At 30.9% G+C, this 16,225-nt stretch carries 11 protein-coding genes; all 11 read right to left on the bottom strand.

Going from position 1 to position 16,225, the window contains the following annotated elements:
• Positions 1–13: 13 nt before the first annotated feature.
• Positions 14–991, bottom strand: coding sequence for a carbohydrate ABC transporter permease (locus NMG77_RS00185; RefSeq protein ID WP_255034701.1), 978 nt, complete (start codon positions 989–991; stop codon positions 14–16).
• Positions 966–1,955: a carbohydrate ABC transporter permease gene (locus tag NMG77_RS00180; RefSeq protein WP_255034700.1), complete on the bottom strand. Its 990-nt coding sequence runs from the start codon at positions 1,953–1,955 to the stop codon at positions 966–968. Before NMG77_RS00180 ends, NMG77_RS00185 begins: the two co-directional genes overlap by 26 nt.
• A gap of 2 nt (positions 1,956–1,957) precedes the next feature.
• Positions 1,958–3,694 carry an ATP-binding cassette domain-containing protein gene (locus NMG77_RS00175; RefSeq protein ID WP_255034699.1) on the bottom strand — a complete coding sequence of 579 codons (1,737 nt, stop codon included), beginning with the start codon at positions 3,692–3,694 and terminating at the stop codon, positions 1,958–1,960.
• A 69-nt stretch (positions 3,695–3,763) separates the two neighbouring features.
• Complete coding sequence (locus NMG77_RS00170; protein ID WP_255045859.1) at positions 3,764–4,591, bottom strand: thermonuclease family protein; 828 nt, start codon at positions 4,589–4,591, stop codon at positions 3,764–3,766.
• Between the two features lie 90 nt (positions 4,592–4,681).
• Entirely contained in the window at positions 4,682–7,135 is a 2,454-nt protein-coding gene (locus tag NMG77_RS00165; protein WP_255045858.1) for a P68 family surface lipoprotein, read from the bottom strand.
• A 273-nt stretch (positions 7,136–7,408) separates the two neighbouring features.
• Entirely contained in the window at positions 7,409–9,982 is a 2,574-nt protein-coding gene (gene secA, locus NMG77_RS00160; protein WP_255045857.1) for a preprotein translocase subunit SecA, read from the bottom strand.
• Positions 9,972–11,966 carry a transketolase-like TK C-terminal-containing protein gene (locus tag NMG77_RS00155; protein ID WP_255034695.1) on the bottom strand — a complete coding sequence of 665 codons (1,995 nt, stop codon included), beginning with the start codon at positions 11,964–11,966 and terminating at the stop codon, positions 9,972–9,974. The genes secA and NMG77_RS00155 overlap by 11 nt, the downstream gene beginning before the upstream one ends.
• A gap of 63 nt (positions 11,967–12,029) precedes the next feature.
• Positions 12,030–12,296, bottom strand: a complete 267-nt coding sequence (locus tag NMG77_RS00150) for an HPr family phosphocarrier protein (protein WP_255034694.1) — start codon at positions 12,294–12,296, stop codon at positions 12,030–12,032.
• A gap of 49 nt (positions 12,297–12,345) precedes the next feature.
• Positions 12,346–13,251: a hypothetical protein gene (locus tag NMG77_RS00145; protein ID WP_255045856.1), complete on the bottom strand. Its 906-nt coding sequence runs from the start codon at positions 13,249–13,251 to the stop codon at positions 12,346–12,348.
• A complete protein-coding gene (locus tag NMG77_RS00140) occupies positions 13,241–13,870 on the bottom strand; it encodes a DAK2 domain-containing protein (protein ID WP_255045854.1) in 630 nt (209 codons plus the stop codon). Before NMG77_RS00140 ends, NMG77_RS00145 begins: the two co-directional genes overlap by 11 nt.
• A 47-nt stretch (positions 13,871–13,917) precedes the next feature.
• Positions 13,918–16,197 carry an ATP-dependent zinc metalloprotease FtsH gene (gene ftsH / locus NMG77_RS00135; protein WP_255045853.1) on the bottom strand — a complete coding sequence of 760 codons (2,280 nt, stop codon included), beginning with the start codon at positions 16,195–16,197 and terminating at the stop codon, positions 13,918–13,920.
• Positions 16,198–16,225 lie beyond the last annotated feature (28 nt).

Raw genomic sequence — 16,225 nt, 5'->3', positions numbered from 1 at the left:
TCTTCATATAAAATTACCCTTTAATAGTACTATTACCACGCTTACCTACAGCGTTAATAATTTGTTTTCTAAAAATGAAATAAACAATGAACATTGGAACAATAGCTAAAATTGTAGCTGCCATTCTTAAATTGGATAAGATGATAATCTGACCATCAGGATCGCTATTAGGATCAATTCCTTGACGAATTACTCATAAGTTAATCACATTAAAAAATTTCGATTGACTATCTAGCAATAACAATGGTCATAAATAAGAATTTCACGCCGCAAACGATGTTAAAATCGTTACAGTTCATATTGTCGGTTTTACTAAAGGGATTGCTACTTTGAAAAAGAATTTTGCACCACCACAACCATCAATTAGTGCTGATTCTTTTATTCTTCCAGGAATTGCTTCAAAAGCATTTTTAAACATATATCCCGAAAAAATTGAAGCAACATAAGGTGTTACTAATGATATTAAAATCTTAGGATCAGCACGATCATTTCATTCTAGTAATGTAATTGTTCTGAATTGACCAATTAGTAGAGCTGATTCTGGAAGAATCAAGATTGATAAATAAAATAATCAAACTACTTTTTTGAATTTTCAATTTCTTAAAGAAAAAGCATATCCAAAAGTCATTGTAAAGAATAATCTAAGGATTACTGATAACGCTGTAATAAAAGCTGTTACAAACAATGCTGATCAATAACCACCTTCATTCAATACTCTAGCAAAATTATTAAAATTAAAAGAATCAGGTCATAAAATCGGTTTTCGTTGATCTAATACTTGTTTATCCGGAGCTAGCGCTACTACTAGCATGAAATAAAACGGAAAAATAATAATTAAACCAAAGAATAACAAAATTAACGATTTGAATAAAAAACCTAAGATAATTGTTTTCCAACTAGTATCTTTAATTTCTAAACTAACTCTTTCATAGTTTTTATTAATCTTAATTTTAGAAATCCAGTTTTTAAATTTTAGCTTTAATGCGAACATTTCTAATTTTCACCTTTAAAATAATTGCTTCGAATAAATTAACTGAATTACGTAAAAACGCTCCATACAATGCACCAATAACAAACAACACAAGAGTAGCAGCACCAGCAAGACCATAGTCTGCTGATCTAATATTTTTAAAAATAAATATTAGAACAGTTGATGCACCATTAGCAGTAGCAGCATCTGGATTGTTTGAGAAAATTGCTAATGGAAAGACTTGTAATCCTCCTAGAATTCCTATAGTTAATAAAAAACTTATTGTTTTCTTAATAGAAGGAAGAGTAATTTTAAAAAACTGTTTAATTGGTGTCGCGCTGTCAATTGCTGCTGCCTTATATAATGTTTTATCAACAGATAACATAGCAGTTGATAAAATCAAAACATTGAAAGCTAGATTTCTTCAAACGCCATAAATTAAAATCCCTACTAAAGCTTTATATCCATCAATTTCGCCTGATGATAATCAAGGAATATTCTTGCCAATAATTGAGTTTAAAACACCAGTAGATGAATCTAGGATGTATATGAATGCGATCGAAATAGCAACTGATGAAGTTACATAAGGCAAGAAGAAAATTGTTTGCCAAAATCCTCTAGCTATCTTGTTATAAACAAATACAATTGCCGATGAAATAATTAAAGATATTATTAAACTAAGCGGCAAAGAAATTATTGAGTATAAGAAAGAATTTCTTAAACCGATAACAAAAGGCTTGCTTTCAAATAAGGATACAAAGTTTCCAAAACCAAAACTTTCAGAACTAAGATCAGATATATCTGCTAACGGCTTGAAAGCTTTTTCTATCACCATTAAAAATGGCAATATCGTAAATAAGAAAATAGCGATAAAACTCGGGAATAATAACGATAATGGAATTCATACCGAAACCTTTTTATCTAAGATTCCTAACTCTGTCCTTTTTGCTTTTTGTCTTCTTTTTAATAGTCAATTAAAAAACATAATTAGATCCTGTTTGTTGTTTTAGCATCAAAGTAATGTAACTTATTGGTGTCAATATCAAAATTAATTTGATCACCTAATTGGTAATCATGTTTATCAAGTTTGATATTAATTATTTGATCGTAAAAACGACATTTAGCAATGCTTATCTTACCTAAGTTTTCAATCTGTTCTATTATCCCTTTATTAATTCCATCAGGTTTAATAATCACATTATCATCCCTAAAACCAACACGGATTTCGTCATAATCTTTATCTAAGTTAGATAAAGCTATTTGATTTTCTTTCATAAAGAAAATCTTTTTATCCTTAATTGAACATGTCAAGATATTCATTTCAGGTAAACCCAAGAATTTAGCAACAAATTCATTCTTAGGTTTATTAAATAACTCATTCGGGGTTCCGATTTGTTGGATTAAACCATTAGACATACATACAATTTCATCCGAAATTGACATTGCTTCTTCTTGGTCATGGGTTACAAAAATTGTTGTTATATTTAGATCAGATTGAATCGATCTAATTCATTGTCTTGTTTGAACTCTTAGTTTAGCATCTAAGTTAGATAAAGGTTCATCCATTAATAAAATTTTAGGATGTCTTACGATACTTCTAGCGATCGCTACACGTTGTTGTTGACCACCCGAAAGTTTAGTTGGTAATTTTGCTAAATTCTTCGTGATTTCTACACGATTAGCAACTTCTAAAACCGCTTGGTTGATCGCTTCTTTTAATGAAATATTTTGTTTTTTATTTAGTTCGTATTCAGCTTTTTCGGATTCACTTAATTTATCAATATTTAACGAATATTTTTGAATTAAATTCTCTTTAACTGCTTTGAATTTTGTTAATAATTCACGGTCAATTCTGCGCATTTGAGCTTTTAAATTCTTAACTTCATTAAATTCTAAAGAAGCTTTAACTCGTTGTTTTTCTTGAGATATTTCTTGTTTGTTTGTATTAATTAATTCTCTGTATCTTTGTTTGATTTCAATTACAGTTTTTTTGTATTCTTCTTTTAATTTATTTTGTAACTGTTTATCATTAGTTTTCTTAGCTTGTTTTAATTTTTCAAAGACATCTTTAGATAATCGCGAGATCTCTATATGTTGTTTTACTGGAAGTAATTTTTGAATCGAATTTAATTCCTTAAGTTTTCTATTCAAATTAATTTCCTTGTTATCATAATCAATTCGCATTTGAATTGGAATATAATAACAGTTCTCAGCTGATTTCATTAAAGTATCAATTTCATCAACTGTTGCCCCATTAGATTTCAATACGATGCTATCAGCCCTAGTTTGCCCCATCATCGATTTGAAAATAGCTTTCTTTTTTCATGACTCATCGTTATAAAGCGGAAACGCAATATTTTCATAAACCGTTAAATGAGGATATAGCGCATAGTTTTGAAACACTAATCCTAATTTACGATCTTTAGGACTTTTATCGGTAACATCAATGCCTGAGAAGTATATCTCTCCACTGGTTGGTGTTAATAACCCAGCAATCGCATTTAATGTTGTAGTCTTACCACAACCAGATGGCCCTAAAAAGGTAACTAATTTACCTTTTTTGATTTCAAATGAAATGTTATCCAAAGCTAACGTCTCACCAAAATCAACTACTAAATTGTTAATAACGATTGCCGGTGTTTCGTTTTTATGTTTTGAATATTCTTCTAATTTGTGTTGATAATTATCAATCTGTATTTCTAATGTAGATTTAGATTGTTCCATTTTGCCTTAATAGTTTTATGACTTGTTTATTATTAATTAAAATAATATTTTATAGCTGTCGTGTTTAATTTATTCAAGGAAGTTTCATACGCTTTGAGCGTAATTTTCATCACCTTTTTTAGCGTAAATCTTATAGTTATTCGATTTAGGATTTAGAAAACTCACTCAACTAGTATCAGCTCCTCTAACTTTATAAATAGTTTCAATTGATTTGCTTAAGTTATTATCAGCCGATCAAATATTTCTTTTATTAAGAATTGCGATGTTGGCAGCAATAGCCACTGGCTTAGTAGCCACATATAACTCAGAACTAGTATCAAGCAAATCAGTAGGCGATTTAATAATGGGAATTGCTAGACCATTTAGCACCATTGTTGCACTGAAGCTAATTGCTGTTTTATTTTCTTTATTGAAGTCGTAATAAATTGTACCCACTAAACGGTCATAGCTTTTTGCATTAGCATATCAGAAATAAACATCATTACCTTCTGGTATCGTTTTTTGAGCTAATTCTGTCGCCTTCTTAGCATATGTTAATTCAGGTTCATCTGAAGGAACACGTTCTTTTTCTTGATTAACTTTAGTTTTTTCTGGGGTATCAATACTTTCAATTCTTATCGCATTAATCTGATCAGTTAATTCATCAGAATCATTATTCTCATAGAATTGAATTTCAGGTGTATCTCCGTCCCTTCATTTAAGAAGTTTAGCTTTTTTTAAGTTCTTACTAACTTGTTCATCACTAAACTTGGTAACCCCATATTGCTTATATAAATCATCTCAATAAGTAAGGCTATCAGTAGGATCGTTAGAGCTATTATTAGAAACGATATTAATATTATTACCATTATTACAAGAACTAACGATAGGAGCCATAATTCCTAACAGCCCACTCATTATCAGTATTTTATTGAATCTCATATTTTATGAATATAAAAAAACAAAATAACTAAAATATTTTAGATTATTTAGTTATTTTGTAGTGTTTTAGTTTCGTTTAACGATATCTGGAGAAGCTTTTTTAAGATTATCAAAGAATTTAGCGAAATCAGCTTTTGTTGAGTTAGCTGATACTAAAGTACTATCTATAGTTTTTCTAAAAGTACCACTTCTAAAATCAGGAACATCGTTATAAGGAACGTAATTATTGTCTGATTGAATTGACTTAAATGCATCAATTGCTATTTTTTGATATTCTGTCTTATTATCCTTAACATTAGGATTATTTAAGAATTCATTTGTAGGTAATATATACGAAGCTCGATCAACTATGAAATTTAATGGTGTTCCGGTAAATGCTGGAGTTTCAACTTTACCTTTTTTCATTACAGCAGGAACATTAATGTTACCAGTCTTAATCAATCAATTAATAAATTTCTTGGTTTGGATATCTTCTTTTTCGTTTGAATGGATACCGATTAAACTAGCACCTTGAGTCATAATAATCTCTTTAGCGTTAGCTTGGTCGAATTTCTTAGGAGCAATTCTGATATCAGCTTCTTTAGCTTGCAAGCTTTGTTCTGTAGGTACAATCTTCTTTTCAGCATCAGTATCTAATACGAAGGCTGCTTTATATTTTTTATCATAAAGATTACCAAGTTGGTGAATCTTAGGTTTAACAGCACTATTGAATTTATCTAAATCGAATCCCGTACCGATTCATCCGATTTGAATAGTAGCTTGGTTATCCATAGTTGCAAGAGATGATTCAATAGTTTTTAATCTATTAGATAAAGCCGTTTCAGCAGTGGCTCTATTCATTTCATCTGGAATAGCTTTATTAGTTTCAACTTTCTTCAATTCTTCTGTTAAGCTTTCCTTCTTATAGATAACATAACGTTTTCCTCTATTGTTGAATGCGCCAATAGCTCCTTGATCATATTCAGTTTTAGTAGGAGCATATAAATCACTTGTGAATCTAGGGAATTCATACGAAGCAACTTTCATATCAACATTTTTAAACACTAAGTTGCTACCTTCTTTATCATCTACGAAACTTTGGTAATATCCAGAAGTAGATCCTAGGAAGAATGCTAATTGATGGAATTTTTCTCAGTTAGATGAGTAGTTACCACCATTGTTTAAGAATAAACCATTAGCATCAATTAAAGGTTTAACAACATTAAATGTACTCATTAATGGTGCAGCTCTATTATTATCATTATTTAATAAAGCGTTGAAATCATAAGTTTTACCGTTAGAAGATTTTCTAACAAGGAATTCATTTCAATTACCATTAACTTGAGAAAAACTGTTAGTGTATAAGAAGTTACTTGGTGAGTCGATACCCAAAACCGCTTGAGGATCGATTTGTTGTCTATCATTAGGCGCTTTAAGTTTAGTGCTATATGATTTAGCGATTCTTACAGATAGGTCAATTAATTCTTTAGTAGTATTAAAAACATTAGCATCTAAGGTATAACCTTTTAAACCACCTTCAACTGATTTATATTCACCTCAAAGATTTTTGATGTAGTCAGATGAAACAGTTTCAGCTGCAGCTGGTTGTTCAGTTGTAGCTGCTTCTTTAGCCATAGCAGGTGTTTCAGCGCCAGCAGCTGGAGAAGTTTGAGTCATGTTTTGATCATCTCTAAGATTAGTTGAACGCGCAGTTACACCTGTGCCAGTAGAACCAGAACCACTTTGAGATCCTCCAGTAGAAGCGCCAGACCCAGCAGCACCTGATCCAGATTGACCTTGACCACCAGAAGCCATACCAGCTCCCATATTACCACTAGCTTCAGGAGCTTTTTCCATAGTTTTCTTCATTTCTTTCATCATAGTTTTAGATGAAGAACCTAAGTTGATTTTAGCTTTTTCTTTTCAGCTATCTCATAAAGCTTTAGTTTCAGGATTATCAGCTATCATTAAGTCATTAGCAGCTTTCGCCTGACTTAATAATTGATAAACAACTGGAGCATTAATAACTAATACTTCAGTTGATCTTGTTAAAGGTAAAGAGTAAATAGATCTATCATCGTTACCAGGGATACTGTAGTTTTCTTCTAAGAATTTATCAGAAAAAATAGAAGCGTCCACTGCTTGTTCACCTTTGTTAAGCTTTAAAGCTTGACCGTGACGAACAAGTTGAGCTGTAACATTTGGATAGTTAAATATTAAGTTAAAGAATTGAGTTTTGTCTTTAGAAGCAAGTTTCGTATTAACACTTTCATCACCGCCACCATATCCTCCAGCAATTGAGAATAATTCAACAGGATAATCTCCTTGAGGTTTTTGTTTGTTGTATTGATCTACAATTTCTTCTAGCGCCTTGGCGATTGGACTAGTTGAAGAATATGTATTTGCTAATACTATTTTTCCATCATCATTTTGGTCGAAACCAAGTGTCTTTGTTGAATTAAAACAACTAGCTGCAACAATAGAAGCACTAGCAAATAACCCTAATGCACCTACCATTTTCTTAAAAACTTTTCTTTTCATATTTATTCTATTTATATACGCTACATTATATTGATTTTAATCGTAATATCAACATAAAAAATTTAGCCATCCTTTTATGAACAAAACGCAAGTTAAATTTTTTAGAATTTTCTTTAAATAATTATCAGTTTTATGATATATATTTAATAAGAAGTAAATTAAGGTTTTATCTATTAATATCCTATATATCTAAGTAATAATAATAAATAACCTAGCAACAAATTATGCTAGGTTATTTTTATCTTATGTTTTGGGGTTGAAAAATTTTTTTATTTAGTTATTAGGAGTGTTAGATTTGTTGTTTTCCTTCTTTTCTTGTTGATCAACAAGTTCTATTAGATTATCAGCGCTAATTTCTTTTTCAATAATATTACCAGCTGAATCAGTTACCTGAACAACAACATTTGTATCAACACCTTGGCGTTTTAATTCTTCAAGTTTCTTGATTTCTTCAAGACGCTTAATAGCATCTAATTTACGTTGCTCTTGTTCTGTATTGATATCAACATTTCTTGTTGGATTAACAATCGAACATACAGCTAGAATTACTGACTTAGCAATGTTGTTTAGCATTGAGTCAAACAGTTTTTTACCCTCTTCAACATAAATGTTAAGCGGAGAAGTTTGTTCTAAAGAACGTAATGATACACCTTCACGCAATTTATTCATCTGATCAAGGTGATGAATTCAAGCATCATCAATTTGTTGAATGATGATATCTTTAAAGACATTATTAGCAATAACAGGAGTCATCACATTAATTTTTTTAGTGATCGCTTCTTTTAGCAGCTTTAATAATGTTTCTTTAGCCGCTGTTAATGTTTGGTTATAAAACACTGAAGCAGATACTTCTTCGTCTTGAATTAATTGTTTTTGAACAGCTAATGCTAACTCAACAGGGTTTACCATTGTTTGGTTAGCTTGATCTTTGAATGTATCAACAAAACCTTCTACGAAGTTTTGTGCCATCTTATCAATTACTTCGGCTAAATCATTCGCAATTAAAATCTTATCACGTTGTTTATAGATTAATTCACGTTGATTGGCTAATACATGGTCGTAATCAATAAGGTTTTTACGCATATCAAAGTTTACAGATTCAACTTTCTTTTGCGTCATCGATAAGAATCTTGAAAAGAATTTAGAATCGAAGTAATCTGAAGCAAGTTTTTCTTGAGCTTTGATAATGCGATCTTGCGCAAAGCGTTTGAACAATGGATCAGCAAAACTAATGAAGAAACGACTTTCACCAACGTCACCTTGACGACCACTACGACCACGTAATTGGTTATCAATACGTCTTGATTCATGACGTTCTGTACCAATTACATACAATCCACCAAGTTCTTTAGCACCTTGACCTAATTTAATGTCAGTACCACGACCTGCCATATTAGTTGAAATTGTAACAGAACCTACTTCACCAGCTTTAGCTACAATTTGCGCTTCCCTTGCGTGGTTTTTAGCATTAAGCACTTCGTGCATAATGTTTTTTTCATTTAACATTTGGTGAAGCAATTCGGAATCTTCTACACTTCCTGTACCAACAAGAATCGGTTGGCCTTTTTTATGGATCTTTTCAATTTCATTAACTACCGCTTCTCATTTAGTCTTAAGATTACCAAACATATAGTCTGGGTGATCTTTTCTAATCACTGGACGATTCGTAGGAACCGGCACAACTACCATGTTGTAAATTTTCAAGAATTCTTCAGATTCAGTTAAAGCGGTCCCTGAAACAGCCGCTAACTTCTTATAAAGTCTAAAGAACGATTGGTAAGTAACAGTTGCCACAACAATGTTTTCTGGTTCAATCGGAACCCGTTCTTTAGCTTGTACTGCTTGGTGTAAGCCGCCATTGTAACTACGACCTTCTAAGATTCTTCCTGTAAAGTGGTCAACAATAAGAATCTTATCTTCTCTTACAATGTATTCTTTTCCGTTTTCAAAGATTTTTCTAGCAGTTAGTGCGTTACCAATCTTATGGAATAAATCAGAATTCTCAAGATCAAAAAGGTTTTTTAACTTAAAGTGTTTTTCAGCTTTATCAATCCCTTTTTCAGTTAATGAAGGACTGCGAGATTCTTGATCGATTTTGAAATCTTCATCTGTAAGTTTTTCTACAAATTTATCAGCTTCAAAATAAAGCTTAAAATCCTTCTTAGGTTGACCTGAGATGATTAATGGTGTTCTTGCTTCATCAATAAGAATTGAGTCACCTTCATCGACAATGGCAAAGTGTAACCCACGGATTTTTTTATCCTTGTAGTTTCTTACCATGTTGTCTCTTAAGTAATCAAACCCTAGTTCTGAGTTAGTTGTATAAGTTAGATCGCAGTCGAATGCCTCTTTTTTAAGATGAGGAGCTAAATTAGCTTTGTTACAACCTACTGTAAGATTTAAACGTTTGAAAATCTTAGCAGCTTGTTCAGCATCACGTTCAGCTAAGTATTCATTAACCGTAACAATATGAACACCTTTTTTCTCAAGCATATTTAGGTATGCTGCTAATACTAGAGTAAGGGTTTTACCTTCCCCGGTCATCATTTCACTGAAATCACCTTGGTGAACTACATAAGCACCGATTAATTGCACCAAGTAAGCAAAATTACCAGTTTCACGATAGATCGCTTCACGAATAACAGCAAAAGCTTCTACTAAAATATCATCAGTAGTCTTGTTATTGTTAGTAAGCTCGTTGATAAAATAATCTGTTTTAGCAAATAACTGTTCATCACTTAAAGCGCGCATTTCGTCTTTAAGTAAATCTACTTGTTTAGCAGCTATTGTAGCTCTTTTTAGGATTCTATTTTTTGGTGAAATTAATTTAAATCAATTAATTAGCATTTTTTATTAATTCTTCAATTTCTTCTTGTGTGTATACTTTTTTCAGATTTAGTATGGTAGATACTGATTTTACTAATGATTCTAGATCCATACTGAAGTAAGTAGCCACTTCATTTGGATTTCCTGACATCCCGAAATCATTAACACCAATTACTAAATTAACAAACTCAAATCAAATATTACTTACACCAGATTCAATAACAATGTTCTTACATTTTTTGAACTCTTGTAAAGTATCAAAATCAGCCAGTTTATCTTTTAACTTCTTAACAGAAGGAACTGATATTACATCGATTTCAATTTTTTCTTTTTTGAAGATCTTAGCTAATTTCATAGCTGTATCAGTATCTGATCCTGTTGCTATTAATCTAAGTTTAGGACTCTTTGTTTTGTTAAGGTAGTAATAACCTTGGTCAAATTCTTCAGGATCAACTTTATATTGATTAAATTCACTTCTAGAAGTCGAGATAACAATTGGTTTGTTATTATCTTTATCAAACGCAGTTTTAAGCGCAGTGTATAACTCATAAAAGTTAGCAGGACGATAAACCAATACTTCAGGTATTAATCTTAAAGATGATAGTTGCTCAATAGGTTGGTGAGTTGGACCGTCTTCACCAACATTGAATGAGTCATGTGAAAACACATATAAAGAACTTAAAGAATTAATAGCTCCAAGTCTGATTGCTGGCTTATTGTAATCACTAAAAGCCATAAAGGTTGAACATACAGCTTTAAGACCTTTATGAGCAGTAATTCCATTAACAATACAACCAGCTAAGAATTCTCTTACCCCAACATCAATTAGTTGTTGATCGTAACTATTAATATCAAATCGTTTGTTATTATGGGTTACAACTTTAGTAGAACCTGATAGATCACAATTGACTACTAAAATATTGTCATTTACTTCGGTTAATTTCTTAAAGAATTTTCCAAAAAGATTTCTAGTCGAATCATAGCAATCGACATTGAATTCATTTATTCAACTTTCTTCAAAGATAATTTTCTCATCTTCTACTTGGCTAATGAATTTTTCACGTAACTCAAGGCTTGCTACACCCAAACGTTCAATGAATGCTTTAGAATGTTCTTTACCACGGTTAATCGCAGATTCAAAGTGTTCTTTAACTTCTGAAGAAACTGTAAAAGGTTTGTTTTTATAATCAAATTTAGCTCGAATCTTTTTGATTTCATCACCACTAAATGGTGATCCGTGAGCTTTGTTAGAATCTTCTACAGAACTCGCATAACCCAATTTAGTTTTAACTTCAATAAAAGTTGGTCTGTCAGATTTCTTAGCTTGACTTATCGCTTGAGAAATGGCTTCATAATCATTACCATCTTTAACTAAGATGTAATTTCATTTATATGATTTAACAAGCATCTCAACATCAAAATTAGTTGAATTACTAACTCTACCGTCTAATTGAACATCGTTAGAATCATATAATCAAATTAATTTGTTAAGTTGATATCTACCTGCTACTGCTAGCGCTTCTTGACAAACTCCTTCTTGCATATCGCCATCACCAATTAAGCAGTAAGTGTAATGGTCAATAATATTGTTAAATCTAGCATTAAGGTTAGCTTCAGCCATCGCAAAACCAACTGAAGTAGCCGCTCCCTGACCTAAAGGACCTGTCCCGAAATCAACACCATCTAACATTGTTGATTCTGGGTGCCCAGGAGTTTTAGAAGAGAACTTTCTAAAATTCTTTAAATCTTTTGAATTTAACGACTTATATCCAGCAACATACATTGTTGCATATAATAGAGCACTTCCATGACCAGCACTTAAAATAAAACGATCGCGATTAACATAATTAAGATCAGCTATATCATAGTTTAAGTGATCATGGAATAAAGCATACATCATAGGAGCTGCTGACATCACAATACCAGGGTGTCCAGATTTGGCATTGTTAATCATCTCAATTCCAAGAACGCGAATTGTGTTTATCGATTGTTGTTGTATGTTCATATTAAAAATAAGATTGATCACTATCTCAATCAATCTATGTAAAAAAAATTAAATAAAACTAAATTAAATTAGTTTGTTTTCTTTTAAAACTTTTTCAAGTTCAGCAATCGCTGCTTCTTCATCTTCACCTTCAACAGTGATTTCAATTGGAGTGTTTTGCTTGATTGCTAAAGACATTAAATTAATAATAGACTTAACATCAGCAGTAGCTCCTCCAGTAATCTTAAGCATAACTTTAGATTTGTAGTTAGCCATCTTAGAAGAAAGAACAGTTGCTGTTCTTACGTGTAATCCGAATGGATCAATAATAGTTGCTTTAAAGCTTTTCATAGTTTTGATATATCCTTATTTTAGACCTTATATTAATTATAAGTAATTATTAATTATTTGCTAAATCATTAAAACATTCTCTAAGAGAATATAATAGGTCAGAAACCATTTTTATGTTCTCAATTCGTTGAATAACTAATTCATTATAAATAAGCTCATTCGTATAATCCGAACCATAATAAAGATTAAACAAATTAAAGCTCATTCTTAATAATAAAAATGTTTTTTGGTTTTTATTAACTAAGTTAACATTCATAGTTTCTTTTTTAAAAAGCAAATCATTAAGGATTTGATCTTTAAAAATTTTGTTTAAATCGAAGTTATTATTCTTGCAATACAAAAAGAATTTTTCTTTTTGTTCTTTATGTAAATTATTAGTTAAATATTTAGTAAAACCAAGGGCGTTTGTTTCTTTGTTATTAAGAAGAACAAAATCGTCTCCTGATAAATTTTTTAGTTCTATTCAGTAGTAACAATCATAATTATAAGGATAGTTTAAAGATCTCTTAGGTTTACAGAATTCCAAGCAAGATATTTTTATTTCTTCATTGTTTTCATTTGTTAAATCATATTCTTGATAAAAATCCTTTTGATCAAATTTTTTATCAAGGTTTTCAATCCCATCATCTGATGATTTAATTATCGATTTAATCGTTTGTTTATTTATAAAATCATCTGACGTTTTTTTAATTTTAAGTTTTTTTGTTTTTTTGAGCCCAGTAGCTATCGCGCTAAATGAATACTCGCTATTTAATTTATCTCGAGCTTTGATATGTAATATGTAATGAACTAAGTAGATAATAAAACTCAAAATATAGCATATTACATACATAGCTATTAACACATACTTATAATTTAACAAGAAATAAGTTGATATTAATGGTGTTACTAATAAAAACCAACAGATATAAAGAATAATTCTTTTAAGCTTAGGATTTAAAATTTTAGGTACCATAAATTTTAATTACTCCTTCAAGTACCAAGTAAATAAAAACAGTCCCTGGATCATACATACCAATTGATCGTTTTCCATGATAAGAGGCTCTACCAACTTTAGATTTTAATAATAATGACTTATTAAAATTCTCGTTTAAGATCATTTTAATCTCATACATCAATTCTTTTGTTGGTCGATTTTTATTGCTATAAAGATATTTTAAAACTGGGTATAAGATATCAAAAAAACTTTTACTTCCAATCTTTAGTTTATACTTATTTTTACAATCAAGTAAAGAACGATAAAAACATTCAATAACATTATCCCTTGTTAGTTTAACAGTTTTAATATAACTAGCCGCTTGATATGTTAAATCATATAAGATATCACCCAAAGTGGTTTTAATTGATTCTTTAATATATGTCGAAATAATAATCAATGATTCGTATAGATCGGTATTGTTATCTTCTTGGTTAGCAAATCTAGATATCTTATTGATAAACGGAGTTAATGAATAACCAAAATTACCATTTGACCCTTTTTTATCAATTAGATTTAAGAATTGTTCAGAGTATGTAAAATTATCAATAACACGAATCAATACGTTAATAAAATCAGGAGTAGTTTCCATTTTCATCTATTAAATACAAAAAACAGATTAGTTAAGCTAATCTGTTTAAATTTTTATTCCGCTTTTGGTTGTGATTCTGGTTCTTTTTGTGAATCGGAATCGGTTGGTTTGTTATCTGAATCTTCTTTAGATTCTTCTTTAGGTTTATCAGCTTTTTCTTGTTCTGCTTTTATTTTAAGAATTGCTTCAGGCAATTTTAAATGCTCATGAATATAATCAATATCGTTCTTAACGATAGTTTCTTGAAGTAATAAAGCCTCAACAATTAACTTAAGTTCTTGTTCGTTGTTCTTAATGATTTCATAAGCAACTTTATATTGATTTTCAAGAATCTTAGAAATTTCAACATCAATTCTTCTAGCAGTGTCTTCTGAATAATATTTAGCATTAGGATTAACACCACCTTCAGAAGGTAAGAATTGAGTAATACCTAATTCTGACATACCTAACTGAGTAACCATTGATTTAGCGATATTAGTAGCTTTATAGAAGTCATTAGAAGCACCAGTTGATATAGCATCTTTACCAAAGAAGTATTCTTCTGAAGCTCGACCACCTAAAGCGCCAGCGATCATATTTAATAAATCAGTTTTTTTCTTCAGATTAAGTTCAGCATTTTTAGGAGTTGATAAAGTGTATCCACCTGCTTGACCACGAGGAATAATCGTAATTTTTTGAACTTCGTCAGCACCTTTTAAGTGTAATCCAACTAAAGCATGACCTGCTTCGTGGTGAGCTACTTGATTCTTTTCAAATTCACTGATAACTCTAGATTTTTTCGCAGGACCAGCTATAACACGGTCAATTGCTTCATCAATGTCAGAAATCGTAATACTTGTACGATCAGCTCTAACTGCTAATAAAGTAGCTTCATTTAAAACGTTTTCAAGTTGAGCACCGCTAAATCCAGGAGTTCTTCTAGCGATATCTTGTAAATTAACTTTAGAAGAAATGTTTTTATTTTTAGAGTGAATTTTTAAGATTGCTTCACGTTCTTTAATATCAGGAAGATTTACTTGAATATGGCGATCAAATCTACCTGGACGTAATAACGCATCATCTAATACGTCTAAACGGTTAGTAGCAGCCATTACAATGATTCCAGTTCTGGTACTAAAACCATCCATTTCTGCTAGTAATTGGTTTAGTGTTTGATCAGTAGCTGATCCAGCTGATATTTCATATTTACCACGCTTAGAACCTACTGAATCAATTTCATCAATAAAGATAATACAAGGAGCAGCTTTCTTAGCTTTTGCAAATAGGTTTCTTACTCTTTTAGCACCAACCCCTACTAACATATCTTCGAATGCTGAACCTGTTACTTGAAAGAAAGGAACGCCAGCTTCTCCAGCTACTGCTTTAGCTAATAATGTTTTACCAGTTCCTGGAGGTCCATATAAAACAACCCCTCTAGGAGTTCTAGCTCCCATTTGAACATATTTAGCAGGTCTTTTTAGGTAATCTACTAATTCAATAAGTTCTGATTTTTCTTCTTCAATACCAGCTACATCACTGAATTTGTAAGTAGATTTAGCTAACTTAGCTTGAGACTTACCAATAGTGAAAACGTTTTCACCTTCTTCACCAATTCCGCCAGCTCCCATTGATCTACTAAATCTTCTAGCTAGGAAAATGTAAATGAATAATAGGATTAAAAACGGAACAATACTTACTAAAAATTGAGTAAGAATTGCTGCACTTTGGTCAGGTAATTGAACATTACCTGCTGATAATAATTTTTCAATACCTTTAACACGACCAGCTGATAAGTATGATGACATCTCTGCAGTATCAATATTAAAGTTACTAGGCAAGAACATCATACCTTCTTTAGGTAATGCTGTTAGATTATTAGTTAATACCGCACTATATGACCCACCTTCAGTCACTAATGTAGCTATACCTCTAGTTTGGTTAATTGAAAGGTTAGCTATATTAAATACAGTTTCATTTGTGCTAGCATCAGTTGGTCTAATTGCTGAAATAAAGAATGATTGACCGTTAGAATTAGTAGTATTTCTTAAAAAGATACTAACAGATAAAGATAATCCTGAAGTATAGTTTGTTTGAAAACTAGAATTCTCTAAATCAATAATAAACTGACCGCTTCGTCCATTAATTGTTGCAGCAGCTACTAAATTACCATCTAAATATTTAATATTTGAAATATTAGCTATTACATTTCTTGGTAAAGTATAGAAAAGAATCAAACCGATAAGAATCGACATAACGATAATTATTCCTATCGTTTTCCAAATAATCGATTTAACGTTTTTTGGCTGCTTGGCGTTTTCTGTTAAGCGTTCATTAAGATTTGATGTATTTGACATATTAAATAATTATATATTTTAAATGTTA

It is taken from the genome of Mycoplasma bradburyae (genome assembly GCF_024339025.1).
In the GTDB taxonomy this organism is placed as follows: Bacteria; Bacillota_I; Bacilli_A; order Mycoplasmatales; family Mycoplasmoidaceae; genus Mycoplasmoides; species Mycoplasmoides bradburyae.
Note: the sequence above shows the minus strand (reverse complement) of the source record. Positions and strands in the feature narration are given on the sequence as shown.